Consider the following 23,112-nt stretch of genomic DNA (forward strand, 5'->3'; position numbering starts at 1 on the left):
AAAAGTCTCGGCATACCCGGGACCTTTAGCCCTACAAGCCCGTCACGGTGTGCGGGATTCTCGAATATGCCCGCTCCCTTACCCCGCGCCTATCTTCTTCGAGACTTTTTCCCTACGACATGAACTCCCGCTGGACATCGTCAAGCAGCCGTGCAATAGCCCCTGATCGGCCGGCCTCGTCCCCGCGCCGTCGGGCTGTTGCCTGGAAGACGACCCTGGCCTTGGTCGCTGCAGCCGTCCTGCTCCTGCCGGTGGTGCTGCTGCCCCTCACCACGGGGGTGCCACTCCCGGTCTGGCTGCCCCTGCTCGTGGTGTGGCTGGCGGGGGTTGTCTGGTTGGTTATCCGCCGCCGCCAACCGTTCGCCCAGCCGGCCGGGGTGGGGGTTCTGATGCTGATCGCCGCCGCTGCCGTCATCGCCTCACAGTTATTCACGACGACGGCGCCGATCACCGGTGCGGACGGCCGCACCCTGCCCGGCAGCATCGCGAGCGTTGAGAAAGTGGAGCTGAACGGCAGCGAGCAATGGATCATGGTCCGGGGCAAAGACACGTCCAACCCGGTGCTGCTCAACCTGGGAATGGGCGGTCCTGGCGGCGGCGGATTCTTCAACGCTCCGGAGTTCCGGCCGCTCGAGGAGCACTTCACGGTGGTCAGCTGGGACGAGCCGGGCACCGGGAAATCCTACGGCGCCGTTCCCTTCAACGAACTGGACAAGGAACGGTACGTGGCCGACGCAGTGGCCCTCACCAACCTGCTGCGGGAACGATTCGGGCAGCAGAAAGTCTTCATCTACGGCGTGTCATGGTCAAGCATCATCGGCATCTGGCTCGTCCAGGAACACCCGGAGCTGTATCACGCCTTTGTCAGCAGCGGCCAGATGGTGAACACCACCGAGAACGACCGCATGGGCTACGAGCTGGCCCTGCAGCATCTCGACGAGCAGGGCGACTCCGGCCGGGCGGAGGAGCTGCGGCGCAACGGTCCACCGCCGTATCGCGGGGACAACGTCGTCTCCCCCTACGTCGCCTTCCTGAACGTGCTCAACGAAATCATGGGCACCCCACGGTTCACGTTCATCGTGCCACTCATCCCGTTCTTCGTCCCCGAATACGGGTACATCGACAAAATTAATCACACGCGAGGACTGATCGAAACATTTAACATGGTGTACCCGCAGCTCGAGGGCCTGGACTTCAAGGAACAGGCGCCGGAACTGCAGGTGCCGGTGTACTTCTTCGTCGGCCGGCATGACGTCAACGCCATGGCCTCCCTGGTTGAGGAGTACTACAACTCCGTGAGTGCCCCTGACAAGAAGCTGGTCTGGCTTGAGGGCGGGCACGGCCTGGGCAGCGCTGACAATCAGAATGTGTTCGTCGACGAGATGATCTCCCAGGTGCGCCCGCTATCCAGGGGCTAGCGTAAGGTCGAGGACACTTCAGCGATTTTCACTCGGGAATCGTTACGTGGGAGTACGCAGCAGGGACCGCTCCTCGTCGGCTCCCATTCGGGGACGGCAGTCCCGGTGTTCGAATGCTCAAGCGTTGGCGTGCCCGGGTATATGTCGTTGACTGGAGAGGCCTGCTTTCGGGGACAGCATCCAGCCCAGGATAGTGATAGCAATCCCGGCGCCTCCGATGAGTGGATGCATCACAGGGTGGAAGACCTGCATCCACAGCAACTGCACGAGAATCCACGCCACCAGTCCGAGTCCGGAGAAGATCGCCAATTGCCGGGCGTAACGCCAGCGCAACAGTACCGCCGCGGCGGCCAGGAGCTCACCAACACCCGGAAGCAGGAGCAGCGCGATCCCGGGAATCGTCCAGGCAGTGAATGGGGTCTTCTGCAGCCAAGCCTGATCAAGCTCCATGTTCCCGGTTAGCATCATCAGGCCTCCGGCCAAGGCTAAACCTCCAACAAGCAACTGCAGAGCGACGAGTGACGCCTTGATCTTCATGGTCCCTCCGAATGTGCTGTCTTGGCTCTCACACACTCACGTTCGCTGTTGGCAAGGACCATCCGGAAGGGGCAAAGGTCCTCATGATCGTCCTGCTCGAACGGTAACGTCCCCTGAGCGTTGTTGGGCATAACACCTTGAATCTGGTGTACCGCGGACGTTTGCGATCCGACAGCCAAAACCGTATTGTTGCGCCACGCTTTGGGCATGCTCCACTGTAGGTATTTTGGCCCTTACAACCTCTCGATTTCCTCGTGAAGATCGTAGCGGGGGCATCTGAATCCGCAATAGAGACGAGGCAATGCTTTATGTCCAAGTCGTCGCGAACGGCGTCCGGGAGCAACAAGGGGGCGTTGCTCCCTTCCTGGAACGGCATCTTCACTGTCGGAGCGGTCGCCGCCCTCGCCTACGTCGTGCTGGGGATCGTCGCGCCGGCGCTCTTGTATTTCCCTGTCGGCTACCCGCGGACATCTGACGGCGAAACGTTGCTTACATTTATCGCAGACCATCGCGGGTGGTGGCTTGCTCTCCAGACATTGACCCTTGGGCCAGGTTTCCTTGCCATTCCGGTATTCGCGGCCATCTTCGTTGCCTTGTCACAGGTAGAGAAGGGTTATGCAGCTGTTGGATCCATCCTCGCGATTTCATGCCAACTTCTGTTCGTTTCCTTCTATCCAGGAACACTTGGAATGCTATTTCTCAGCGACCAGTACGCCGCTGCGGATCCTGAGCGACGGCAGGACCTCGTCGCTGCGGCGGAAGCCGTTACCGCACCCCTTGATGCATACAATCCTCTGTATGAGACCGTTTTCGCCGTAAGCGTCCTCATTCTTTCCCTCGTTATGCTTCGTGGAGTGTTTTCAAGATGGACCGCCTTTCTGGGCATCGCCGCGGCCGCCTCAGAACTCATTGGCGTTAGTCTTCTGTCTCTAATTGGTATGGGCTACTTCTGGTGGTGGCTGGTCTTTGCGGTCTGGTTCCTCGCGGTCGGGTGGAACCTGTGGCAGATGCGTTCGGCAAGCCTCCGTTGACTGGACCTGCTTCATCACGGGAAGGCAGTGGCCCGGCCCGACGGCTTTTTGACGGCCTAACCCTTTGATGGTCCGTCAACTGCAGGACGCTTCCACAGCGCGGCTGAGAGGACTGTTACCCAGAGCAAAAACGCCCCGATGCTGACTCTCTCACCAATACCGAGTATGAGATTTGGTCCTGGGGCGGCCGTGAATGCGACCATGCCCAGAACGGCAGAGAGGGCAAGGGAGGCTATCGAGTACATACGCATTCGGCCGTGGAAACCCGCGGCAACGAAACACATTGCCGCAACCATAAGGGCCAACTGGAAGTTGGTGGCAGCGATATGCATGGGCACGGATGTCTGGTCGCCCAAAGTCAGCGGATAAAGGCCTCCGACGATGTTCCACAACCCGTATCCGATAAGCAGACCACCAGCCGCACGCAAGGCGCGGTTATCACGGGCGGAGTTCCACACGCCCAGCCCAAAAGCCGCAAACAGCAGGGTATAGAGCCATGTGAAGGGGACGAGTACATCCCGGCCGGGGGACCCAACGGCGAACAACTCGCTCACCATCTGTTCTGAACGGCGGTAGCCGTCCCACCTTGCCGCTGCTATCCCGTCTGTCGCGACGACGTACAGCAGCGAAGACAGCGCCCCTGCCGCGAGGAAGCCCTTGCGGATCACGTCCTGGCGGAGGCTCTGAGGGTGCGCTGCCCTCTTAATCCCGGGGAAACGATGCTTTGTGCCTGACATTTAGGAGTGTCCTTTGAACCCGATGCTTACAACAATGCATCTCCTCCAGATTGGCGGATGCGACACTACGGCGGCAGGGTCATAGGTCCCCGGATTTGGACTGGCTGCCGTCTGGACCGGCTCCGCGGCGGGAGATGAGGACAGGTCCACGCGCGTGGTGCAGAACCGCGTGGGCCGTTGATCCGATGGTTTCCTTGATGAACCCGAAGCCTTTGGTGCCCACCACAAGAAGCCGTGCCTCTGCCGAGGCCTTGAGGATGGCATGGGGGACTGACGCGTCGGTGAGGACCTTGCCGGCGACCGGGATGCCGGGAGCAAGGGTGCGGGCGCGGTCAATGGCTGAGCTGAGAACTTTTTCAACGGCTGCCTCCGCGGCCAGGGTGTGTTGCGGATCCGGCGGCCGGTACCCGGCAGGTGCGTGGCGGACGTGGACGATGGTGAGGCCGGCCTGGGATGCGGCCGCCACGGCACAAGCATCTTCCACTGCCGCGGGGGAACCTGATCCATCGACGGCGGCGACGACGGGACCGGCGGGGTGGAGATCGGACCTGATCACAGCAACGGGGCAGTCGGCGGTGGCTGCCAGCTCCAGGCTCACGGATCCGACAAGCAGTCCCAGGAACCCGCCTAATCCTCGGCTCCCCACAACCAGCATCTGCTCATCCGCTGATACCCGGGCGAGATGGGATGCGGGCAATCCGTTTAACAGGATGCCCTCAACGTCCAGTTCAGGCGCAGCCGACCTGGCGTGGTTGACTCCCTCATCAAGGATTGCTTCGGCATACCGTTCCAGCCCGCTGTCAGCAATACCTGGAACCGGGCCCAGATTGCTGGTCAGCAGCGGCCAGATGGAACAGTGCGCCACACGTAGGGGAGAACCGCGCAGGCGCGCATGGAGCGCTGCCCACCGGACGGCCGCCCCGGCTTCTTCCGAACCGTCGTAGCCTGCCACGATGAATCCAAATTCCCGCATGGCTCCTTCACCCTGATCCAATCCACCGTTGTTCCGGGGGACCTTCGGCCCTGTTTCGGCTCCTTCCGGGACTCCATTCTGAGTGCATGGGGGTCCTACCATATCCACGCATTCACGCGGTTCCCGCGGATCCAAGCAGACCACCAGGTGGCGGCTGGACGCAATAACCATTCTTACGAACGAGGAGCTTCCCATGGCCATCTGGCAGGAAATCATCACCCCCGGCCGGTTTGAGGGGCAGACCGTCATCGTTACAGGGGCTGCTTCCGGCATAGGCCTGGCCACCGCTTTGCGGGTCGCCCGCGAGGGTGGACGGGTGATTGCCAGTGACCTCAGCGAGGAGGGCCTGGAGAAGCTCGTGGCCGAGCACGGCGATCTCGGCTTCGTGCCGGTTGCAGGTGACATCAGTCAGGAGGACGCGGTGCAACGGGTGGTAGCTGCCGCAGGCGGGCAGATTGACGCCCTGGCGAATGTGGCAGGCATCATGGACATTTTCCAGCCCGTGCATGAGCTCGATGACGCGACATGGGAGCGCGTCCTGGACGTCAACCTCACGTCGATGATGCGTCTCATGAGGGCGGTGGTGCCTCCTATGCTGGCCTTGGGATACGGCTCCATCGTTAACGTTTCTTCGGAGGCGGGTCTGCGCGGATCCGCGGCAGGTGCCGCTTACACCACCTCGAAGCACGCTGTCATCGGCCTGACCCGCAGTTCAGCCGTTATGTACGGGCGGCGCGGCATCCGTGTCAATGCGGTGGCTCCCGGCGGCACCAGAACGAACATCCATGCCGAATTTAAGTCCCAGCTTGGAGCTGAGGTGCTCGGTCCCTTCATGCAGGTAAACGTTCCGCCCATCGCTGAAGCCGGTGAACTGGCCGCCGCAATCACCTTCCTGCTGAGCCGGGACGGCTCAAACATCAATGGCGTGGTGCTTGCATCCGACAACGGGTGGAACGCCATTTGAGCCAACAGCCACAGGAGACAGGAAAAGGCAGCACAGTGCGCAGAATCATCAGTTCATTGCTGGCCCTGGTTGTGATGCTGCTCGGTGGCGCGGCCATCGCCCTTGCAGTTCCGCCTGTGTCCATCGAGATTCAGGACACCGCAGGGGTTTTGGACCGGAACACATTGGTCCGGGCGCTTGAGGACATCGAGTTCTACGAACCCACCCGGGTTGTGGTGTATACCTACAACGGCACGGCCGTGGACAACCTCAATGGAGAGGTCCTGAGGTTTGCCAGGACCGAACATCCGGAGTGGATCAGCGCCGACGGGCAGAAATGGGCGGACGGGCTGTTCATCTTCGCCCTTGATCCAGTGGGACGCCACGTCGGCACCTACATGGGCGAAGACCGCAAAGTGTCCCTCGAACAGCGGAACGACATCCAGGATGCTGCAAAGGAACTCCTGCGGGATGCCCAGTGGACGGAGGGAACCATCGCGGGCGTCCGGCGTGGCGCCGAGCTGATCAACCAGCCCTGGTACCGCTCTGCCGCTTTCCTGATCACAGCCTGGGTGGCAGGGGGAACAGCAGCCCTGGGCGCTGGAGCCTGGATCATCGTGCGGGCTGTCACGAGATCTGCCGGCCGGAAAGAGATTGAGCGCGGGGACCAGAGTTACGCCAATGTCAGCATGGATCTTGAAGTGACGGAACTGAACGCCGGCACAATTCCTGAATCCTCGAGGTATGGAAGCCAAGTGCTGGAGAAGCACCGCACTTTCCTTAACCGCTACAACTCAGCCAGCGAACTGTCCAACAGGGTACATGCGCTGTCGAAACGCCAGTTGAGCCGCCGCAAGAACCTTAAACTCGCCAGGGAGTACGCAGACGCAGCTGCCGAACTCGACGCACTCGATGATGTCATAGCGGACACCAATGCTCTCCTGAACCACGCCAACACGTGGCCCACCGCGTGGGACCGGCAGCTGGCACCCTTCCGCGGCGATCTGGCCGGGTTGGAACAGCTCCTCGCCAAGCGCCATGGCCAGGGGGAGTCGGCAACCGCGGCGGCGCTGCGGTCCTTCCGGGACCAAAGCCTTCGCGAGATCGAGCGATGGACTGCGGAGCTGGCCGATGGCCGGAGCAGTCCGGAGAAGGCGCTGGACCGCCTTTACGATGCCCGGTCCCGCCTGGCCGTGCTCCTGCAAAGACATGCTGAGACGGTCATTGAAGGCTACGCGAAAAATGAACGCGAAGCGGAGCTGATGCGCAAGGAGATGGAGGCGGCCCAGGATGGCCTCAGCCACAAGGGCCGCCGTAGTTACGAGCCAAGCATTCTGGGCACCGTCTACCCGTCGTATAACTTCTTCTCGGTCTCTACCTTCAATTCCGGGTTCAACACGGGGGTCAACAGTGTCAGCTCGGCCCGGGGCGGGGGTGGCAGCACCACCGGCTACGGAAGCAGCGGCGGGAGCTTTTCAGGCTCCGGCAGTTCATCCAGTTTCTAGGCGGCTGAACGTGGGGCTTTGTGCCCTATGCCCGGTTCCGGTGGGACCTTAGCCTGAAACAGGCAGAGTGGCGGAGGCGCCTGCCGAACTCCGGGAGGCAATCATGAAATCCACAACAATCAGCATCATGGCCGGCATCGTCCTGATGGCGGTCGGCGTGCTGTTGCTCCTGGACCGCCTCGGCGTCCTCGAGAGTGCCGCGTATCTGCCGTCGTTGACCTTCGGGGCGGTCGGGGTCGTGTTCGTGTCGCTCTTTATGCGCCGCCGGGACAATTGGTGGGCGGCAATCCCCGCCTCGGTGTTCCTGGGCCTGGCCGCGGTTGCCACTGCCGCTCAGTTCACGGATGGCCGAGCGGCAGGAGCCTTCCTGTTCCTGTTCATGGCAGCCGGGTTCGCCGCGGTCTACCTCCGTGAACGGACCAACTGGTGGGCCCTGATTCCGTCCGGGGTCATAGCTACGCTGGCAGTTATCGTCATCCTTCCGCAGGAGTTGCAGGGCTCGCCCGTTGCCGCTGTGCTGTTCCTGGGCCTGGCGGCCACCTTTGCTTTGCTGTCCGTGGTCCCGGTCCGGGGTTCCGATGGCACCAGCAGAATGAAGTGGCCCCTCATTCCTGCTGCCGTTCTCGGCGTGATGGGAGTGATCTTCGCTCTTCAATCCGCGGTACTGTTCATCGCCGAGGACGTTGCCGTCCTGACAGTGGTGATTCTGACGGGTATTGCCTTGCTGGTCTACGGCTACCGCGCCCGAAACAGCGGACACGACTCCACAATCCACGGATCGTAAAGGCCAGGATTCGCCTCACAAGGCGCGGCTGAGGCTGCGCTGGAGCAGGAATGACCCGAGCGCCAACAAGGCAAGTGCCGTGGCGGCGAGGACGCCGAGCTGCGGAAGGATGTCGGCCAGTGTGCCGTCGTGCCGCTGGATGTCCGCAAAGGCGTCGTACGCCCAGCGGTGCGGGGTGAAACGGGACACCGTCTGGAGCGTGTCGGAGAAGAACTCCGGCGGCACCATGGATCCTCCCAGGCCAGCCAGCACCAGGCCCAGGCCCACCCCCACACCCGACGCGGCGCCGTCGTTATCCATCACCGAACCAACAACCATCGCCGCGGCGGCTGACACGGCACAAAAGAGCACCAGGACCAGCCCTGCCAGCAGGGGATCGCCCCAGTCCACCCCGAAGAGCAAGGCGGTTCCGACCATGATGTACCCGCCTTGGACCGCGGCAATGCCGAACCGGCCCAGCGCCTGCCCGGCCAGCACCTGCCAGCTTGAGACCGGGGCAGCCATGACGCGCGCGATGACGCCGAGCCTGCGGGCCTTGATCAGGGTGGCTGCACCCGTGAGGGAACTCAGGAAAACGAACAGCAGGAGCTGCTGTGCGGCGCCAAGATCAAACCTGCCCAATCCCTGGAATGCCTGCGTGACATCGCTGGTGTCCACCAGCTCCACGCGGGGCCGTTCCACCGCTTTCCCCGCCTGCTCCAGCGCTGCCGCCGCTTCCGGGGCGCCCACACCAGCGGATTCAAGAAGGGACCGCTGCCGCCGCTCGGTGCTCACCACCTGGATGGTGGCGCGGACCTGCTGAAGCACAGCCTGGGCGGCCGACTGCGAGGCTGCCACCACTTCAAGGTCGGCTGGCTGGCCGCCGGCGAATGCCGTGGCGTCGTCGCCATTAATGAAGATTCCGACGTCGGTCCTGCCCCTGCTCAACTGGTCACGCACTGTGCCCGCGCCGGCAGTGGATACCTGGACGCCGTCCTCTTCCAGCTGGTCGTTGAGGGCCTTTTCCAGTTCTGTGCCCGCACCGCCGGAGAGGGCCACGCGTGCCTGGCCGCTGTTCGCACCGAACTGGGAGCCAAGCAGCAGGATCAGGAGAAGGGGGAAAATGAAGACGAAGAAGATATTGGACCTGTCCCGCAGGAAGCGGCGTACTTCCACCCCCGCGATTCCGACGATGCTTCTCATGCCCGGGCACCCCTGTCCGGAACCAGGCGCGATGCCAGGGTCGCCACCGCCGCGAATCCCAGCATGATGGCGAGGGGGAGTGCGACGTCGGCCACCCCGCCGCCGCCCGCCGTAATGCCCAGGCCCCTGATGAAGGCGGCAATGGGGTTCAGATCCATCAGGGTGGCGAGGAAACCCGAGGCTTCGATGGGGAAGAACGCGCCGCCGGCAATGCCCAGCACCATTCCGACAATGGACTGGGCGATGTTCGCCTGTTCCGCGCTGCGGACCAGACGGGCGACGATGAACGTCAGGCTGGTACCCGCCGCGGCTACGGCCAGGACCAGGAGCGCGACGACGGCGGGGGAACCAAAGGAAACGCCAAACAGCAGGCTGCCGGCGCTCAGCAGGATTGTGGTGGCCACGACGCCCAGGATGAATCCAACAAGGGCCTTGGCCGTGATGATGGTCCCGGGGGCCACCGGTGTTGATTGCAGCCGGGACAACGTGCCCTCCTCCCGTTCAGCCAGCAGCCCCAGGACGCCGAAGCCGACGGTGAAGAGCAGGAAGAGCCCGGCCTGGCCTGCCACAAGGGTTCCCTTGAGCGAGAGCTGTTCCGCGGAGGCCTGGCCTTCGGTCAGTGTCAGGGCCGGACTGCCGGCTGCGGCCTGCTGGGCAAGTCCGCCGAGGACCTCGTGGGGGAGCCCGGCTATCTCCCCAGCCGCTGCAGTAACAGTCCCCGCCGCGAACTGCTCCAGGAGGCCGTCGACGACGGAAATCAGGACGTTCGTTTCAACGCCTGCAGAATCCCCTTCAACAACCTGGACGGAAACCGCACGTCCTGACATGACGGCCGCGGTGAATTCCGCCGGCAGGATGATGCCCAGGTCCGCTCCGGTGTCCTTGGTCTCCCGGCTGACGTCGGCTCCAGGCACCTTTCGCACTGTGACATCCATGACCGGCAGTGAGTCCACAGCATCCAGCAGCGCAGTACCCAGCTGCCCGCTGTCTTCCGAACTTGCGACGACGGTGGCGGGCTTCAGCTCGACGCTTCCGGAGTCGAAGCCCCCGAAGGAAAGGTTCAGGACGCCCATAAGTGCCAGCGGGACAACGAGGGAGAAGATCAACACGCTCTTGTCCCGGATCCGCTGCCTGAGGTCGTTGCCGATCATCGTCCAGAGCCCGCGCATCTCAGTCCCTCAGGGCTTTGCCGGTCAGGTGCAGGAAGACCGATTCCAGATCGGGCCGGACAATCTCTACAGAGGTCAGTGTCGTCCCCGTTCTGCCGGCTTCAGCCACGATCGGGGCCAGCAGGCCCGGGCCGTTGTGTACGGTCAGCGTCAAACCCGGCCCGCCGCCGTCGACGTGCTGCACCCCTGGAAGCTGCCGCAGCGCGGTGGCAGCGGCGCTGGAGTTTCCGCTGCCGCGCAGGTCGATGCGGTCCACCCCTCCGGTCAGCTCAACCAGCTGGTTCCGGGTTCCCTCCGCCTGAATCCGGCCCTCGTCAATGATGGCGATCCGGTCGCACAACCGCTCCGCTTCTTCCATGTAGTGCGTCGTGTACAGCACCGCCATTCCTTCTGTGGCGAGTCCTTCCACCGATTCCAGGATGGAGTTCCGGGACTGCGGGTCAACACCCACTGTTGGTTCATCCAGGATCAGCAGGGTTGGCCGGTGAAGCAGTCCGATGCCGATGTTGAGCCGGCGTTTCATTCCGCCCGAAAATTTCTTGGTCTGCTCCCCGGCCCGGTCCGCAAGCCCAATGAGATCGAGGACCTCGGAGGCCCGCTTCTTCAGGTCCTGGCCGCGGAGGCCCTGGAGGCGGCCAAAGAACCGGAGGTTTTCCCTCGCTGACAGGTCCGGGTATATGGCAAGTTCCTGCGGTACCAGCCCGATATGCCGCTTGACCCGCGTGCTCGCCGGAGTCATGGCCGATCCAACCAGTTCGATGGCCCCCTTGTCCGCCGGTATCAGCCCGGCCACCATCGAGATGATGGTGGTTTTGCCTGCCCCGTTGGGACCCAGCAGCCCGTAGGTTTCGCCGGCTTCGATGTGGAAAGACACGCCGTCGACGACGGTATGGTCACCATAGCGTTTGACCAGGCCTGTGACACCCAGAACCTGCGCCTTTTGGGTCTGAACTTCCGCCGTCACGGTGCAACGGCTTCGCTAGGCGGTACCAAGGGAACCAGCCCTGCCGGAATGGAGCGGCCGGTTCTGGTAGCCGCGCCGGGACTCCCGGCCCCGGGCTGCAGCAGGTCCGGTGTCGCTGATGAGGCCTGTCCCGGCGCATTCGCGGACATCCTTGATGGCGGCAGCCGCCTGGTGTTTGTCCGGGTACTGCCCGGACACCGCAAGCACTCTGCCGTCCGGCATCACCAGCCGGAACCTGATGCGTGCATCCTCATCGACAAACAGTTCGAATGATCCCGCCATAAGTTCGGCTCTCCCTCAAGTGTTGCCTCCAGCAGGCCGTGGAGCTTGTTCGGCCTGCCGGCTTCCGGTGTGGTGGCCCAGACACAACACTCCAGCAATCGTGCATTTTCGGGCCTCCCTCCACCGTGCCAGAACCGGTGAGTGCCAGTTAGGGGCCAAAGTCCCGTGATTGGGTTCGATTCGGGTTCAGGGCCTTTGGGCACTATCCGGTGCCGGGGCCCTTGCCTATCCTTTCGGCAGGAGGTGCCGGGCCATGGAGAATATGGCGGGATGGGTTGCAGGAAACGGCCGACGGCGGCAGCGGGGTATGGCGCGGGCGCTGGCACTTGTTTTGGTTGCCTTGGGGGTGGGCATGGCCGTTGCGTCCCTCGCAGGACCGCTGGGGTTTGGCTTCTTGCAGTACCGGACGTCGGAAACTACCGTTAACCAACTGGTAGGCAGCGACGCTGCGGCGCTCTTCATCGTTTTCCCGGCTTCTGTAATTGCCGCTGTGTTGGTGTTCCGCGGCTATGCTGCCGGACCCCTCCTGGGCAGCGGCATCGGAGTGTATGCCATCTATACCTATGCGCAGGTAATCATCGGCCAGGAGTATCTTCGGGTGCCGGGGAACGTGGAATATTGGTTCCCGCTGCTGCTGGGCGTCTTCGTCCTGGCCGAGGCCGCGGTTGTCCTCTCGTTGGGCTCCGTCCCCAGGGACCTGCCGTGGCCGTCACCTGCAGTCCGGAAGACGGCTGGCGTCTCGCTGCTGGTGGTGGCGGTGTTCCTGGTCTTTGGACAGCACCTGCGGTCGCTGCTCACGGCATGGTCAAACCCTGCCTCGCTGACTGAATATGCATCCAGTCCGACGCCCTTCTGGATGGTGAAGTTGATGGACCTTGGCATCATTGTGCCGGCGGCCATAGCCTCGGGGCTTGGCTTGCTCTTGGGTGCAAAGTGGGCGCTGAAGATTATGTATCCACTGCTGACCGGGTATGCGTTCCTGGCGGCCTCGGTGGCTTCCATGGCTGTGGTGATGTACGTCAAGGCAGACCCTGATGCATCGTTTGCGCTGATGGCGGCGTTCCTGGCTTTCGCCCTGCTCTTCGCGGGCCTTGCCCTGATGATCTACCGCCCGCTCGTTCGGGGGACAGCCGGATCAGCGCAATACCGGTTGCCATGAACCACACCCACAGCAGGATGCCGTAACCCCAGTAGAATTCCGGCGCTGCATGGCGAAGGATTTCGCTTGCCACGCCGAGCGTTCCTGTGGCCACACCCAACCACCCAAGCCAGCGGGGGAAAAGCCCTCTGGGCCCCCTGCTCATGGCAGCAGCCATCAGGAGGATTCCGAAGGCAGAAAGGGTCCCGACGATTGCGGGGGTGTTGTTCTCCGCGATCATTGCCTCTGCGGCAGTGGCAAATGTCCGGCGTTCTTCTTCCGTTCCCGCCTCCATGTAGCGGTCACTGAGGTAAGTGAGGTTGAGTGATCCGCGGCTGCTGACGGGGACTGCCAGGATAAGCGCCCACGGCAGGGCGCCAAAAATGAAGGCAATCAACGCGAGGCTTTTCTGCGTGGGGGCCAGGGCGACAAAGAGGGCGGTAAAGACCAACACGGGAAGGATGTTGGGCAGGATCCACAGGATCTGCTCCGCAATGTAGTTCCCCTTGTTGGCGGCGATGAATTCAAGGGTTTCGGCCCCTCCGTGCACCGGCGGAGGCGCCAGGAAGTCAAGTACCAGTGCCGCTATCAGAAGCAGCACGAAGAGGACCGAGGCGGCGCCCGCCCACCCGAAAAGTGGCTTCCATTCATGAAGGCCCGTAAAGGGGTTTGATTGGTGCGAAACCGATGATTGACGATCAGCCATGACTGAACTGTCGTACCTTCACGGGGGTGCGCGGTAGTGCCCTTTGACCCGTTTCCCTGTCTGGTGGCGCTTCCCGACGGGTGTTGCCATGGGCGGAAGTAATGACCTAAGTCTCTGGTGAAGCGTCCGGCACCTTCTTAGGCTGGCCCAATGGAAGAAACACTGCAGATTGAGCTGGAGGATGCTGCATCCGGCTCTTGGTGGCGCCGCATTCTTTACACCTTGGGGTCCCAGTACGGCCGGACCCAGTTGAGGTTCGTTGGGAAGGCGGACGGCGATCGAAGGCTTTATGTCAGCGATACCTTTTCGGGACCGCCTTTGGGCGCCACCCCTCCCGACGAACAGTGGGCCCCGGGGATGGAGGCAAGCCTGGCTGGGCTTCGCCAGCAGTTGGCCGGGGATGGGTGGTCAGAGATTGGCCATGGCGACAAGCCGTGGGACGTGACTTTCACCCGCCGAGCCGGCACCGCTGCCGGTGCCGGGTCCTGAGGGGAACAGCCTCGGCGGCGAGGTATCGATGCCGCCGCGGCTTTAGCCCGCTGTTGCTGCTGCCTCGTGTCTAATTGCTGGGCACTTCTTCATGTGCCTGCCGCCATGCGGTCCAGGCGGCGTAGCTGCCGTCGAGTTCGACGGCGTCGTACCCGGCCCGGCGCAGTGCGCTGGCAGCTACGGAGTTCCGGACGCCTGACTGGCAGTAGGTGACGATGGTGCCCTCGGCGGGAAGCTCATCGAGGTGCCACATGAGGCGGCCGCCGCTGAGCTGGTGCGTGCCGGGGATGTGCCCGGCAGTGTGCTCGGTCTTGTTGCGGACATCCAGCACCATGGCGGGATTGAATTTGTCCAGTTCCTCGGGCTGGATCAGCTTCGGCATAGTCATGGGGAGCCCTTCGATACTGGTGACGTAGCCGGCGACATTGTCGATGCCGACCCGGACCAGGTGGTCCCACATGTCCATGGCCTGTTCCTGGTCTGCTGCGAGCAGTACCAGGGGGTTCTTATCCGTCTCGGGGTTTACTACCCAGGCACCGTAGCTGGCCACGGACTTGCCCGCGGGGATGTTCAGGGAACGGGCTACGGTGCCTTCGTGGACCTTGGCGTTGGGGCGGGTGTCGATGAAGGTCAGGGTGTCTTCTGCCAGGCCTGCTGCGACGGGGCCGGTTGCCAATTCGGGCAGCGGGGCGCGTTCTCCCATGACGGCGGGGCCTTCACGGTTTTCGCGCTTCATCCGGCCGAAGTAGGCGTGCGCGTCGGGCTGGCCGTCCAGGAGTTCGTCGATGAAGCCCTGCTCGTCGTTGGCGGCGAGGTACGGGCCCCACCAGGCGTAGAGCCGCTCGTAGCCGACGGTGGAGGAGGGGATGGCGCCGAGGGCCTTGCCGCAGGCGCTGCCGGCGCCGTGGGCTGGGTGGACCTGGACGTAGTCCGGCAGGGTGAGGAACTTGTCCCGCAGGCTGGCGAAGAGCTGCTTGGCACCTTCGAAGCGGGTGTCGATGCCGCCGGCTGCCTCGTCCAGCAGGTCGGGACGGCCCAGGTCTCCGGAGAAGACGAAGTCACCGGAGAGGAGGTAGCCGGGCTGGTCGCTGAAGGCGCCGTCGGTGACCAGGAAGGACAGGTGCTCGGGGGTGTGGCCCGGGGTGTGCACGGCCTGGATGCTGATATTGCCGATGGTGATCTTGTCGCCGTCGTAGAGGCGTTCGCCGTCGAATTCGTACTGCCAGTCCGGTCCGCCTTCGCCGGAGACGTAGATCTTCGCGCCGGTGGCGGCGGCGAGTTCGCGGGTGCCGGAGAGGTAGTCGGCGTGGATGTGGGTTTCGGTAACGGCGATGATCTTCATGCCGTTTTTCTCGGCCAGTTCCTGGTAGACCGCGATGTCCCGGCGGCCATCAACAACAATGGCGGTGCCGTTTGCCTGGCAGCCGATCAGGTAGCTGGCCTGGGCGAGGTCTTCGTCGTAAATGCGCTCGATAAGCATCTTGGGTGATCTCCTTCGGATAAGGGTGGAGGCTAGTACTTTCGTTCATCTGATTCCAACGCTTATACCCCCTGGGGTATTTCACGACGCTAACCGTGCCCGTTGATTTTTGCTGTGGGTGTTAGGGCTATTGCGGTGCGGCGTCGGTGCGTAGCTTGTCCAGGTCCAGGTTTTTCACGGCCTGGATGACTTCTTCGAGGCGGCCGGCACTGACGGCATGGTGCCGTTCTGCCGCCTTCCCGTAAGTGGGGCGAACAGGCGGGACTGCCGGGGTCAGGTGGTCGGTAGGCCGGCGCGGGTCCAGGCGATCATGCCGCCGGCCATGGTGTCCGCCGAAAAGCCTGCGCCGTTGAGGGCATCAGCCACGGCGGCACTGCGGTTGCCGCTGCGGCAGACCGCAATGACGGGCACTGCCGGGTCCAGTTCTGACAGGCGTGCCTGCAGCTGGTTCATGGGGATGTGCAGGGCTCCGGGGATCATGCCGTCGGCGACTTCGAAGTCTTCGCGGACATCGAGGATGCGGGCGCTGGTGCGCCGCTGGTCGGTTTCGGTGATGGTGATTTCAGCCATGGGTTTCTCCTTCGAAATAGTGCGGGCTGTAATTAGCGGAAAGGTTCAGCTAGCGGACGGGTTCGCCGGCTGCGCGCCAGGCGCCCATGCCGCCGCGCAGGGAGTAGGCCAGCCTCAGCGACTGAGACTGTTGTGTAGGGCTTGCTGAAGGCTTTTTTCAGGGAGCTGATGAGGCCCATGGTGTTCTCCTTGGTTGATGGTTGGTTCAGGCCGGTGAGGGTATGCCGCTGCGGCGGCGGCTGGTGCGGTTGCGCAGGGGGCAGGAGCTGATGAAGAACCAGCAGATGCCGGCGGTGGCTGCGGTGAGGGCTGTTACGCCTGCGGCGATGAACCACCGGAGGTCGGCCGGGGCTTGCTGGATGAGGACGAAGGTGCCCATGGCCAGGACGAACCAGCCGAAGGCCTTGCGCAAGGCAGCTTCGGGGATCCGGCCGGCGAGTTTGGAGCCGGCAAGGGAACCCGCGATGGCGGCGGCGGTCACCCCAAGGGTGATGCCCCAGTCAAGCTGGACGGTCGTGAGGTATCCGGCGAGGCCTGCGAAGGATTTCATGGCGATGACCACCAGGGAGGTGCCTACGGCGACGGACATGGGCAGGCCGCCGAGCAGTGCCAGGGCCGGGACCACGAGGAATCCGCCGCCGGCGCCGACCAGGCCGGTGATGAGCCCGACGACGGCCCCGTCCAGCAGCACCCTGCCAAGGGGCAGTTCGTGCTTGACCGGTGCGGCGCCGTCGTCGTTCTTTTTCTTCCGTCCGCGGAGCATGGCCACGGAGGTGGCCACCATCATGATGGCGAAGGCGATGAGGAGGATCTGGCCGGGGATGTGCCCGCCGAGCAGTCCGCCGACGAACGCGCCGGCCATCCCGGCCGCCCCGAAGATCAGACCGGTCCGCCACATCACCCTTCCCCCGCGTGCGTGGCTTAACACGCTCACGGCGGAGGTGACGCCGACAACGAACAGCGAGGCTGCGATGGCTTCTTTGGCCTCGAACCCGGCCACGTAGACCAGGATCGGGACCGTCAGGATGGAGCCGCCGCCGCCCAGGACGCCGAGCGAGAGTCCGATGACCACCGACAGGGCGAGAACCAGGATGAGGGTGAGGGTCATGATGCCTTGGCCTCGGCGTTCACCTCGGTGGTGACGGGCAGGGCAAGGATGGCGCTTTCGCGGGTGGGTTCCTTGGCGGCCTTGTTCCACGGCATGGCCGAGATGGCCCGGCCCATGGCGCAGGTGTTGGTGGCCGCGGAGAACGTCAGGCCGGTGCCGATGACCCCGGCAAGTGTCCGGATCTTCGGGGAGATGAACTTGCCGCCTGCCAGGCCCAGGAGCACCAGGGAGCCGGCCACAAGGCGGACCTGCCGCTCAAGGTCCCAGCGGTCCTTGCCCTTGACCACGTCCCCGCCGGCAGCGGCGAAGCCGGGTGCGCCACCGGTCAGGACGTAGGCGGTGTCGATTCCGGCTTTGGCCAGGCGCTGGCGCGCCTGCTCGGCGCGCACGCCGGACTGGCAGACCAGGACCACGCGGGAACCCAGCCGGGCGGCGAGCTCATCGGTGTGCTCTGAGAGAAGCGGCAGCGGCACGTTGTAGGAGCCGCGGATATGCAGGGACTCAAACTCAGCGGCGGAGCGGACATCGATCACCACGAGGTCCTGGTGCTCTTTGAACCAGGACTGGAGGGTCTCAGGGGCGAGTGCGGTAACGGCCGGTGCCGTGGAAGGGGAAGTCATTGGTTGGCCTCTCGGAAGGGGAAGGGTGAATACCCCACCGAGTATTACAGATACCCCCAGGGGTACGTCAAACACCCCAGGGGGTATATCATTGAGGGGAGCAATCGACCTTTGGAGAAAACGTGGAACTCAATCCCTCAGAACTGACGCCCGTGATCAACCGCCTCAAGCGCGCCCAGGGCCAGCTGTCCGCTGTTACCCGCATGCTTGAAGAAGGCCGGGACTGCAAGGACGTCGTTACCCAGCTCGCTGCTGTATCGAAGGCGCTGGACCGGGCCGGGTTCGCGATCATCGCCACCGGGCTGGAGCAGTGCATTGTCCAGAAGGACGCAACGATGGACAAAAAGGAACTGGAAAAGCTCTTCCTCTCCCTCGCCTGACAGGGATGAAAGTCACGTTCAATGCCGTATCGAAGTGAATTACGCGACCGGCCAAACAACCCTTGTTTGCCATTTCGCGGGGTCGGGTTCCGTTTCCGGAGCACTCAGGTAGAACTCCCACATCGTGTCCGCAGGGGTGAGGCCTTCGGCTGCCATCTGTCGCTGAATTTCTCCGTAGGTCGCCTGGAGTGTGTCGTAAGGCCCAGTGTGGATCGCTTCGAGGGCATCGGTTTCAGGCAAAGTGCCAGAGACTACTCCTTCCGACTCCGCGAAGTCTCCGCTGATAGGGAATCCTGCTTCTACGTCAACAGTGTCGGTTGGCGTTCCCCGGTAGAGCGCGAACGGAGGGCCTGCGAGGCCGGCGCCCTGCAGCTGGGCTGCAGCCATGACTGTCCCGAAGGCGCGGCCGAAGAAATCCGTGAGTGAATCCATGCGGACCCGTTCACGGACGACGGCGACGGGCTGCTGCGTGAGATGGACTTTCCTCGGGTGCTGGGCAGTATCATTCATGGCACCAGCGTGCGCCTGCGGTACCAGGTGTCACAGTGCCTTAGGACCCTAAACCGGCCATGCTGCCCTTGCTCCAAGCAGCGAGCCCTGGATTGGGGAGCGCGTCTTCGTCCGCCGCCCGGTCCTGCTCGCAGGTAGGCTCTCGCTATGGATGGTGTCCCCTCGGTCTCGGTTGTCATCCCGACACGCAATGACGGACGTCAACTGCGGACCTGCCTGGCCTTGCTGGCCCGGCAAAGCAGGCCTGCCGACGAGATTATTGTTGTCGACAACGCAAGCAGTGATGACACCGCCGCCATCTGCGCAGCGGCAGGAGTAACGCACATACTGGTAGACCTGCCAGGCATTTCCGCGACGGCCGCTGCGGGTTTTGATGCCGCTGCGGGCTGGATCATCGCCAGGCTGGATACCGACTCAAGGCCCCCGCCGGATTGGCTCGAACACGTGGCGGGCATCCTCGGGATGTCAGGGACATTCACTGCCGTCACGGGACCCGGTGACTTTTACGGCGGCAACCCCCTGGTCCGCTGGTCCGGCCGCCATCTGTTCCTGGCTGCCTATTTCACGGTCGTCGGCTTCCTGCTGGGCCATCCTCCCGTCTACGGATCCAACTTTGCCCTGACCAGGGATGTCTGGGCGGAGATCCGGACGGCAGTGGTGCGGGACAACGCGGATGTCCATGACGACGTCGATATCTCCTACCGCCTGCGCCCGCACATGACGGTCATCTACGAGCCCACCTTGACAGTGGGGGTGTCGGCGCGCCCGTTCGCCAGCTGGTCCTCGTTTGGGCGCCATATTGCAATGACCCTGGTGACGTTCCGGGTTGAATTCCGAGATGAACCGCCCTTGCGCCGCCGATTGGACCGCTTCCGGTGGCGGCAGGGCGGAAGCGGGCAAGGCGACAAGTAGTACCGCACGCCTCCTGTTTCAAACCGGCCGGTCAACCTTGGCGTAGATGGCCAGGAGATCCCGGCTGAACTCGTACGGCGACGTCTCGCAGGGGCTATGGCCACCCCTGTACACGCCGATTCGGGCCCGTATTGCCTGGGCAAACAGCCTGTGCAGCCGGAGTGGCCACAAATCGTGCTCGCCTACGGCAACGAACTTCGGGATCGGCGCCTCTGCCAGCGCTTGCCGACGATCCGGTGCGTGTTGCATAAGCGTGTAAATGTCCCGCACGGAGGCGCGGCGGGTAAAGCGGAACCGGTAGTTGACGAACCGCTGCCTCCCCGGCGGTACGTGCACGAAGTTGCCGCGGATGGCCCAGATCACCAGGGCGCCGCCGATCCAGCCGTTGGCCCAGCTGCTGAACCGGCCGATCCGGCTCACGCCCCTGAAACTACGGCCGGGCTCGGGCGGACAACTCATGAGGGTGAGGGTTCTGAACAGCTCCGGATGCTCCGCATAGGCGAGCTGGACCACAATACCCGCGAAGGAGTATCCCACCACATGGGCCGGTGCGCCGGCTTCCGTCAGGGCGGCAAGGAAGTCAGCGACGAACAGCTGGTAGTCATAATGCTGCCTTGGCGGTACCAGGTTTTCCGGCCCGGCGGCCGCCGACTCATACTGGCCAGCCAGGTCAAAGCTCAGGACAAAGTACCCGGCGTCAGCGATGACTGGCATCATGAGCGAGAAGTCCTCCTTCGAACCCGTGGCTCCGGGCACGAGGACAACCCAAGGCTGATTCGGGTCACCCAGGGTCAGTGCTGCAAGGTTCCCGCTGGGAGCTTTGATGGTGCGCCGCGCTGAGCCCGAAGGCGGTACCGACCAATCGAAGTCCACCAAGCCGGCGTCCAACAAGGCGGCCGCATCCACGCGTGCAGAGCCGAACTCCTCGGGGTCAACCCCGTATTGTTCCTGATCCTGCCCGGCCATGACTCAAAGATAGCCCCGACGGCGTCCCTTCGTTAGGGTCATGGGTCCCGGGGAACGTGTTCGTGGGGAGCTCCGCAACGTTCCGAACAAAGGCACGCAGCCGGCGGTAGACTTCCTGGGATTCCGGGTAGCGGTAATCCTGTTGCCACGTATGTTCAGTGTTCGCGTTCTCCCACGGGTAAATCAGCGTCTCCACCGATACATCGTGGTTTCGGAGCCGCTCAATGAAGTTCACATTGGCTCTGTAGAAGAAGTCCCGCTCGGAAGTGGTGACAAAGACCGGCGGGTGCCTGTTGTCCAGCCACTCAATGGGGGAGACGAAACCGGCGGCGGCCTTCAGGCGCTCGGCCGCCTCACGGGCTTGACGCAACCTGAGGCTGCGGCGCCGTGGCAGGCCCTCCGATGGCAGCAGCATGCGGACAAAGTTCAGGCTGAGGACAAAGCCGCTCTCGAAAAAGACGGAGAAATCGACCGCGCTGCAGTGTTGGACCAGCCCTTTCAGGTGCCCCGCGGGAATGGCGGGTTGCAGGGAGTAATGCGCGGCCAGTTCGGGACGCAGGCTAAGCGCAGTGAGCAAAGCCGCGATGTGGCCGCCGGCCGAGTCTCCGCCAAGGACCAGGCGCTGGGGATCCCCGCCATACGCGCTGATGTTGGCGTCCACCCATGCCAGTGCAGCGTTTGCGTCCTCAAGCACATGAACCATATGGAAGCGGGGCGCCCGCCGATAATTGACGTTCACCACCACCATGCCGCCCAGGACCTGGTTTGCACAGTATTTCGTCACGGCGGCCTTGTCACCGGACGTCCACCCTCCGCCGTGGAAGTAGACGTAAACGGGAAGCAATTCTCCAGCCCTGGCAGCGCCTCGATGGTCTGCAGGTGTCGTGGCCAGGGGGGTTAACACATCGAGGCGGTGGGCGGCCAGGCCATCGCCACCGTAGTCCAGGTCTTGGGTGTACGCCACGTCAGTGAGGGGGTCCGTGTTGAACCTTGCACGCTCGCGGGAGCCCACCGCCAGCATCACGAACCGCCAGGTCCACACAGGCACACGGCGCAACACGCCCCGGGCATTGCGAGCCAAGGAAAAGGTACTGCCGGAACCGGCGGCCACCGCGGTCATCCTTCAATTCTAGGGGTTCGGCGGGTTTTCTAGCCGCCCAACAGCACGTCGACGGTGACGAAACGGTAGCCGGCCGCACCGATCCTGTCGATGACGGCGGGCAGTGCGTCGGCGTCGAGGGTGCTCCCGTCATCGGGATTGGAGCCGATGTGCATGAGGACGATTTCGCCGGGCTGGAGTGTGGCAAGCACCCGGTCGATCACGGTTTCCGGGCTGATGCCGCCGCTGGTTCCTTTCCAGCCGAGGGTATCCACTGTCCAGCGGACCGCTACGTAGCCCAGATTGTTCACGGCGGTGATGGTCCTTGCGTTCCGTTCGCCGTAGGGGAAGCGGAAGAAGGGACTCGGATCCGCGCCGGCTGCCAGGATCACCTGTTCTGCCCCCAGAACCTGTTGGGCGATCACTTGGTCAGAGAGGCCGGTGAACCCGGGGTGCGTCATGGAGTGGTTGGCCACGCGGTGTCCGCCGGCAACAATCTGCCCAACCGCTCCCGGATTCGTTTCAGCCCAGTTGCCGGTGAGGAAGAAGGTGCCTGGGACGCCCTTGGCGGCAAGTGCTTGCAGGATTTTTGGCAGGCCGGCGGCATTCGCTCCGGCGTCGAACGTCAACGCGACCACATTCCCGGCGCCGGGAAGGCTGGTGAGATCCTGGCCCCGAAGTGAAGCCGGGAAAGGATCAGCGGGGGGAGGCGCTGCTGTGCCGGGCGGTTCGGGTGGAGGGACAGGCGGCAGCGTTACGGGCGGCTCGACCGGAGTCTGGCCGGCTTCGGGCGTCTCTGTCCCTGCCGGGGGCGGGGACGGCGGTTGTGAAGGCGCGGTAGGCGCCGTAGGAGACGGCGTCGGAGCGGGGGAGCCCACGGCCGGACCCGTGGAGGTCTGCACAGGGGCGGACGACGGCGGGCTGCCGGGCGGGGACGTCATCACAACAGCGAGCGCGATGACGAGAGCCAGCAAGCCAAGCGCCGCCACGACGGCGACCACGCGCCGTCGTCCGCTTCCAGGGGTTGGTTGGGACATGGCCTTCAGCTCCTTATCCCCTCACAATGCTCCCGGCCACGGTCCTTGGACCAGAGCCGAAAGTCATACAATCCCGGCGATCTCCGCATGGCCGGGACCTAAGCCTCTGGCGGTGCAGCGAAGGGCGGGCAACAGTGATTCCAGGCCGTGTGGATCGTTGCCCGGCCGCAATGGGAGGACGCGAAATGATGTTTTGGAACGGCACCATGGGCGGTTGGGGCTCGGTCCTCATGGTCATAAGTTTTGTCCTGTTCTGGGGTGCTGTTATTGCGGCCATCGTCCTGTTGGCCCGGGCGCTCGGACCGGCCAACCGGGGGACCAATCCCGGGTCGAGCCCTGGCTATGCGGAGGATCTGCTGGCGCAAAGGTTCGCACGCGGAGAAATCGACGAATCCGAATACACCGCCAGGCTTGATGTTCTTCGGCGTGGTCCCCGCAGATGAGGCCTGGCTGCTCCATTCCACAGCGGGTGCCAGCCGAATCCGCAGGAGCCGATTGCCACCTGCAGCGGCTGGCCGTAATAGGTAGCCGTGCCGTGCAGTTCCGACGTGGGCTCCGCACGTTGTTCCTTC

25 protein-coding genes and 1 pseudogene are annotated in these 23,112 nt (G+C 63.6%); 10 read left to right on the forward strand and 16 right to left on the reverse strand.

From position 1 onward, the window contains the following. Nucleotides 1–221 precede the first annotated feature (221 nt). The gene (locus AC5RWA_RS11435; protein WP_494057694.1) at nt 222–1,418 is read left to right on the forward strand and encodes an alpha/beta fold hydrolase; all 1,197 of its coding nucleotides are present in this window, start codon (nt 222–224) and stop codon (nt 1,416–1,418) included. Nucleotides 1,419–1,535: 117 nt separating this feature from the next. On the opposite strand, the gene AC5RWA_RS11440 is transcribed toward AC5RWA_RS11435, so the two are convergent. Next, nucleotides 1,536–1,955: a hypothetical protein gene (locus AC5RWA_RS11440; RefSeq protein ID WP_494057695.1), complete on the reverse strand. Its 420-nt coding sequence runs from the start codon at nt 1,953–1,955 to the stop codon at nt 1,536–1,538. A 254-nt stretch (nt 1,956–2,209) separates the two neighbouring features. Here AC5RWA_RS11440 and AC5RWA_RS11445 point away from each other — a divergent pair, with 254 nt between their 5' ends. Continuing rightward, complete coding sequence (locus AC5RWA_RS11445; protein ID WP_494057696.1) at nt 2,210–2,986, forward strand: hypothetical protein; 777 nt, start codon at nt 2,210–2,212, stop codon at nt 2,984–2,986. 56 nt (nt 2,987–3,042) lie between these two features. Here the strand turns inward: AC5RWA_RS11445 and AC5RWA_RS11450 are convergent, their stop codons facing one another. Next, the gene (locus AC5RWA_RS11450) at nt 3,043–3,723 is read right to left on the reverse strand and encodes a DUF998 domain-containing protein (RefSeq protein ID WP_494057697.1); all 681 of its coding nucleotides are present in this window, start codon (nt 3,721–3,723) and stop codon (nt 3,043–3,045) included. A gap of 79 nt (nt 3,724–3,802) precedes the next feature. Further along, nucleotides 3,803–4,696: a universal stress protein gene (locus tag AC5RWA_RS11455; RefSeq protein ID WP_494057698.1), complete on the reverse strand. Its 894-nt coding sequence runs from the start codon at nt 4,694–4,696 to the stop codon at nt 3,803–3,805. 193 nt (nt 4,697–4,889) lie between these two features. Between AC5RWA_RS11455 and AC5RWA_RS11460 the strand changes: the two genes are divergently transcribed. From AC5RWA_RS11460 to AC5RWA_RS11470, 3 genes are all read left to right on the forward strand, one after another. Beyond that, nucleotides 4,890–5,660 (forward strand): SDR family NAD(P)-dependent oxidoreductase, encoded by a 771-nt coding sequence (locus AC5RWA_RS11460; protein WP_494057699.1) that lies wholly within the window; start codon nt 4,890–4,892, stop codon nt 5,658–5,660. A 74-nt stretch (nt 5,661–5,734) separates the two neighbouring features. Continuing rightward, nucleotides 5,735–7,144 carry a DUF5129 domain-containing protein gene (locus AC5RWA_RS11465; RefSeq protein ID WP_494057877.1) on the forward strand — a complete coding sequence of 470 codons (1,410 nt, stop codon included), beginning with the start codon at nt 5,735–5,737 and terminating at the stop codon, nt 7,142–7,144. A gap of 103 nt (nt 7,145–7,247) precedes the next feature. Beyond that, nucleotides 7,248–7,928, forward strand: a complete 681-nt coding sequence (locus tag AC5RWA_RS11470; protein ID WP_494057700.1) for a hypothetical protein — start codon at nt 7,248–7,250, stop codon at nt 7,926–7,928. A gap of 15 nt (nt 7,929–7,943) precedes the next feature. Here the strand turns inward: AC5RWA_RS11470 and AC5RWA_RS11475 are convergent, their stop codons facing one another. Genes AC5RWA_RS11475 through AC5RWA_RS11490 form a run of 4 tightly spaced genes read right to left on the reverse strand, consistent with a single transcriptional unit; the run spans nt 7,944 to nt 11,525 of the window. Then, nucleotides 7,944–9,110, reverse strand: coding sequence for an ABC transporter permease (locus tag AC5RWA_RS11475; RefSeq protein ID WP_494057701.1), 1,167 nt, complete (start codon nt 9,108–9,110; stop codon nt 7,944–7,946). Next, nucleotides 9,107–10,279 carry an ABC transporter permease gene (locus AC5RWA_RS11480; protein WP_494057702.1) on the reverse strand — a complete coding sequence of 391 codons (1,173 nt, stop codon included), beginning with the start codon at nt 10,277–10,279 and terminating at the stop codon, nt 9,107–9,109. The genes AC5RWA_RS11475 and AC5RWA_RS11480 overlap by 4 nt, the downstream gene beginning before the upstream one ends. Before the next feature lies 1 nt (nt 10,280). Further along, the gene (locus AC5RWA_RS11485; RefSeq protein WP_494057703.1) at nt 10,281–11,243 is read right to left on the reverse strand and encodes an ABC transporter ATP-binding protein; all 963 of its coding nucleotides are present in this window, start codon (nt 11,241–11,243) and stop codon (nt 10,281–10,283) included. 15 nt (nt 11,244–11,258) lie between these two features. Further along, entirely contained in the window at nt 11,259–11,525 is a 267-nt protein-coding gene (locus AC5RWA_RS11490; RefSeq protein ID WP_494057704.1) for a YegP family protein, read from the reverse strand. A 253-nt stretch (nt 11,526–11,778) separates the two neighbouring features. Between AC5RWA_RS11490 and AC5RWA_RS11495 the strand changes: the two genes are divergently transcribed. Beyond that, the gene (locus AC5RWA_RS11495) at nt 11,779–12,684 is read left to right on the forward strand and encodes a hypothetical protein (RefSeq protein ID WP_494057705.1); all 906 of its coding nucleotides are present in this window, start codon (nt 11,779–11,781) and stop codon (nt 12,682–12,684) included. 19 nt (nt 12,685–12,703) lie between these two features. Here the strand turns inward: AC5RWA_RS11495 and AC5RWA_RS11500 are convergent. Beyond that, nucleotides 12,704–13,369: pseudogene (locus AC5RWA_RS11500) on the reverse strand (DUF4386 family protein); the annotation flags it as partial. A 150-nt stretch (nt 13,370–13,519) separates the two neighbouring features. Here AC5RWA_RS11500 and AC5RWA_RS11505 point away from each other — a divergent pair. Beyond that, nucleotides 13,520–13,858 (forward strand): hypothetical protein, encoded by a 339-nt coding sequence (locus AC5RWA_RS11505; protein ID WP_494057706.1) that lies wholly within the window; start codon nt 13,520–13,522, stop codon nt 13,856–13,858. Nucleotides 13,859–13,928: 70 nt separating this feature from the next. Here the strand turns inward: AC5RWA_RS11505 and AC5RWA_RS11510 are convergent, their stop codons facing one another. The 4 genes from AC5RWA_RS11510 to AC5RWA_RS11525 all read right to left on the reverse strand — a co-directional run bounded on the left by AC5RWA_RS11510 (nt 13,929) and on the right by AC5RWA_RS11525 (nt 17,636). Continuing rightward, entirely contained in the window at nt 13,929–15,338 is a 1,410-nt protein-coding gene (locus tag AC5RWA_RS11510; protein ID WP_494057707.1) for an MBL fold metallo-hydrolase, read from the reverse strand. A gap of 273 nt (nt 15,339–15,611) precedes the next feature. Further along, nucleotides 15,612–15,908, reverse strand: coding sequence for a rhodanese-like domain-containing protein (locus AC5RWA_RS11515; RefSeq protein WP_494057708.1), 297 nt, complete (start codon nt 15,906–15,908; stop codon nt 15,612–15,614). A gap of 205 nt (nt 15,909–16,113) precedes the next feature. Continuing rightward, nucleotides 16,114–17,016, reverse strand: a complete 903-nt coding sequence (locus tag AC5RWA_RS11520) for a sulfite exporter TauE/SafE family protein (protein WP_494057709.1) — start codon at nt 17,014–17,016, stop codon at nt 16,114–16,116. Next, nucleotides 17,013–17,636, reverse strand: coding sequence for a rhodanese-like domain-containing protein (locus AC5RWA_RS11525; RefSeq protein ID WP_494057710.1), 624 nt, complete (start codon nt 17,634–17,636; stop codon nt 17,013–17,015). Before AC5RWA_RS11525 ends, AC5RWA_RS11520 begins: the two co-directional genes overlap by 4 nt. A 122-nt stretch (nt 17,637–17,758) precedes the next feature. Here AC5RWA_RS11525 and AC5RWA_RS11530 point away from each other — a divergent pair, with 122 nt between their 5' ends. Further along, complete coding sequence (locus tag AC5RWA_RS11530; protein WP_050686490.1) at nt 17,759–18,016, forward strand: metal-sensitive transcriptional regulator; 258 nt, start codon at nt 17,759–17,761, stop codon at nt 18,014–18,016. A 39-nt stretch (nt 18,017–18,055) separates the two neighbouring features. Here the strand turns inward: AC5RWA_RS11530 and AC5RWA_RS11535 are convergent, their stop codons facing one another. Next, on the reverse strand, nt 18,056–18,526 hold the full coding sequence (locus AC5RWA_RS11535; RefSeq protein WP_494057711.1) for a GyrI-like domain-containing protein: 471 nt from the start codon (nt 18,524–18,526) through the stop codon (nt 18,056–18,058). Between the two features lie 147 nt (nt 18,527–18,673). On the opposite strand from AC5RWA_RS11535, the gene AC5RWA_RS11540 reads away from it, so the two are divergent. After that, the gene (locus tag AC5RWA_RS11540) at nt 18,674–19,438 is read left to right on the forward strand and encodes a glycosyltransferase family A protein (protein ID WP_494057712.1); all 765 of its coding nucleotides are present in this window, start codon (nt 18,674–18,676) and stop codon (nt 19,436–19,438) included. A gap of 18 nt (nt 19,439–19,456) precedes the next feature. Here the strand turns inward: AC5RWA_RS11540 and AC5RWA_RS11545 are convergent, their stop codons facing one another. From AC5RWA_RS11545 to AC5RWA_RS11555, 3 genes are read right to left on the reverse strand one after another with little or no spacing between them, the layout of a single operon-like run. Continuing rightward, nucleotides 19,457–20,404 carry an alpha/beta fold hydrolase gene (locus AC5RWA_RS11545; protein WP_494057713.1) on the reverse strand — a complete coding sequence of 316 codons (948 nt, stop codon included), beginning with the start codon at nt 20,402–20,404 and terminating at the stop codon, nt 19,457–19,459. Next, complete coding sequence (locus tag AC5RWA_RS11550) at nt 20,370–21,524, reverse strand: alpha/beta hydrolase (RefSeq protein ID WP_494057714.1); 1,155 nt, start codon at nt 21,522–21,524, stop codon at nt 20,370–20,372. Before AC5RWA_RS11550 ends, AC5RWA_RS11545 begins: the two co-directional genes overlap by 35 nt. 29 nt (nt 21,525–21,553) lie before the next feature. Next, nucleotides 21,554–22,540: a polysaccharide deacetylase family protein gene (locus AC5RWA_RS11555; protein WP_494057715.1), complete on the reverse strand. Its 987-nt coding sequence runs from the start codon at nt 22,538–22,540 to the stop codon at nt 21,554–21,556. A 185-nt stretch (nt 22,541–22,725) separates the two neighbouring features. Between AC5RWA_RS11555 and AC5RWA_RS11560 the strand changes: the two genes are divergently transcribed. Continuing rightward, nucleotides 22,726–22,983: an SHOCT domain-containing protein gene (locus tag AC5RWA_RS11560; protein ID WP_494057716.1), complete on the forward strand. Its 258-nt coding sequence runs from the start codon at nt 22,726–22,728 to the stop codon at nt 22,981–22,983. The last annotated feature ends 129 nt before the right edge of the window (nt 22,984–23,112 follow it).

The sequence above is a fragment of the Arthrobacter sp. 210 2 genome, assembly GCF_059093025.1.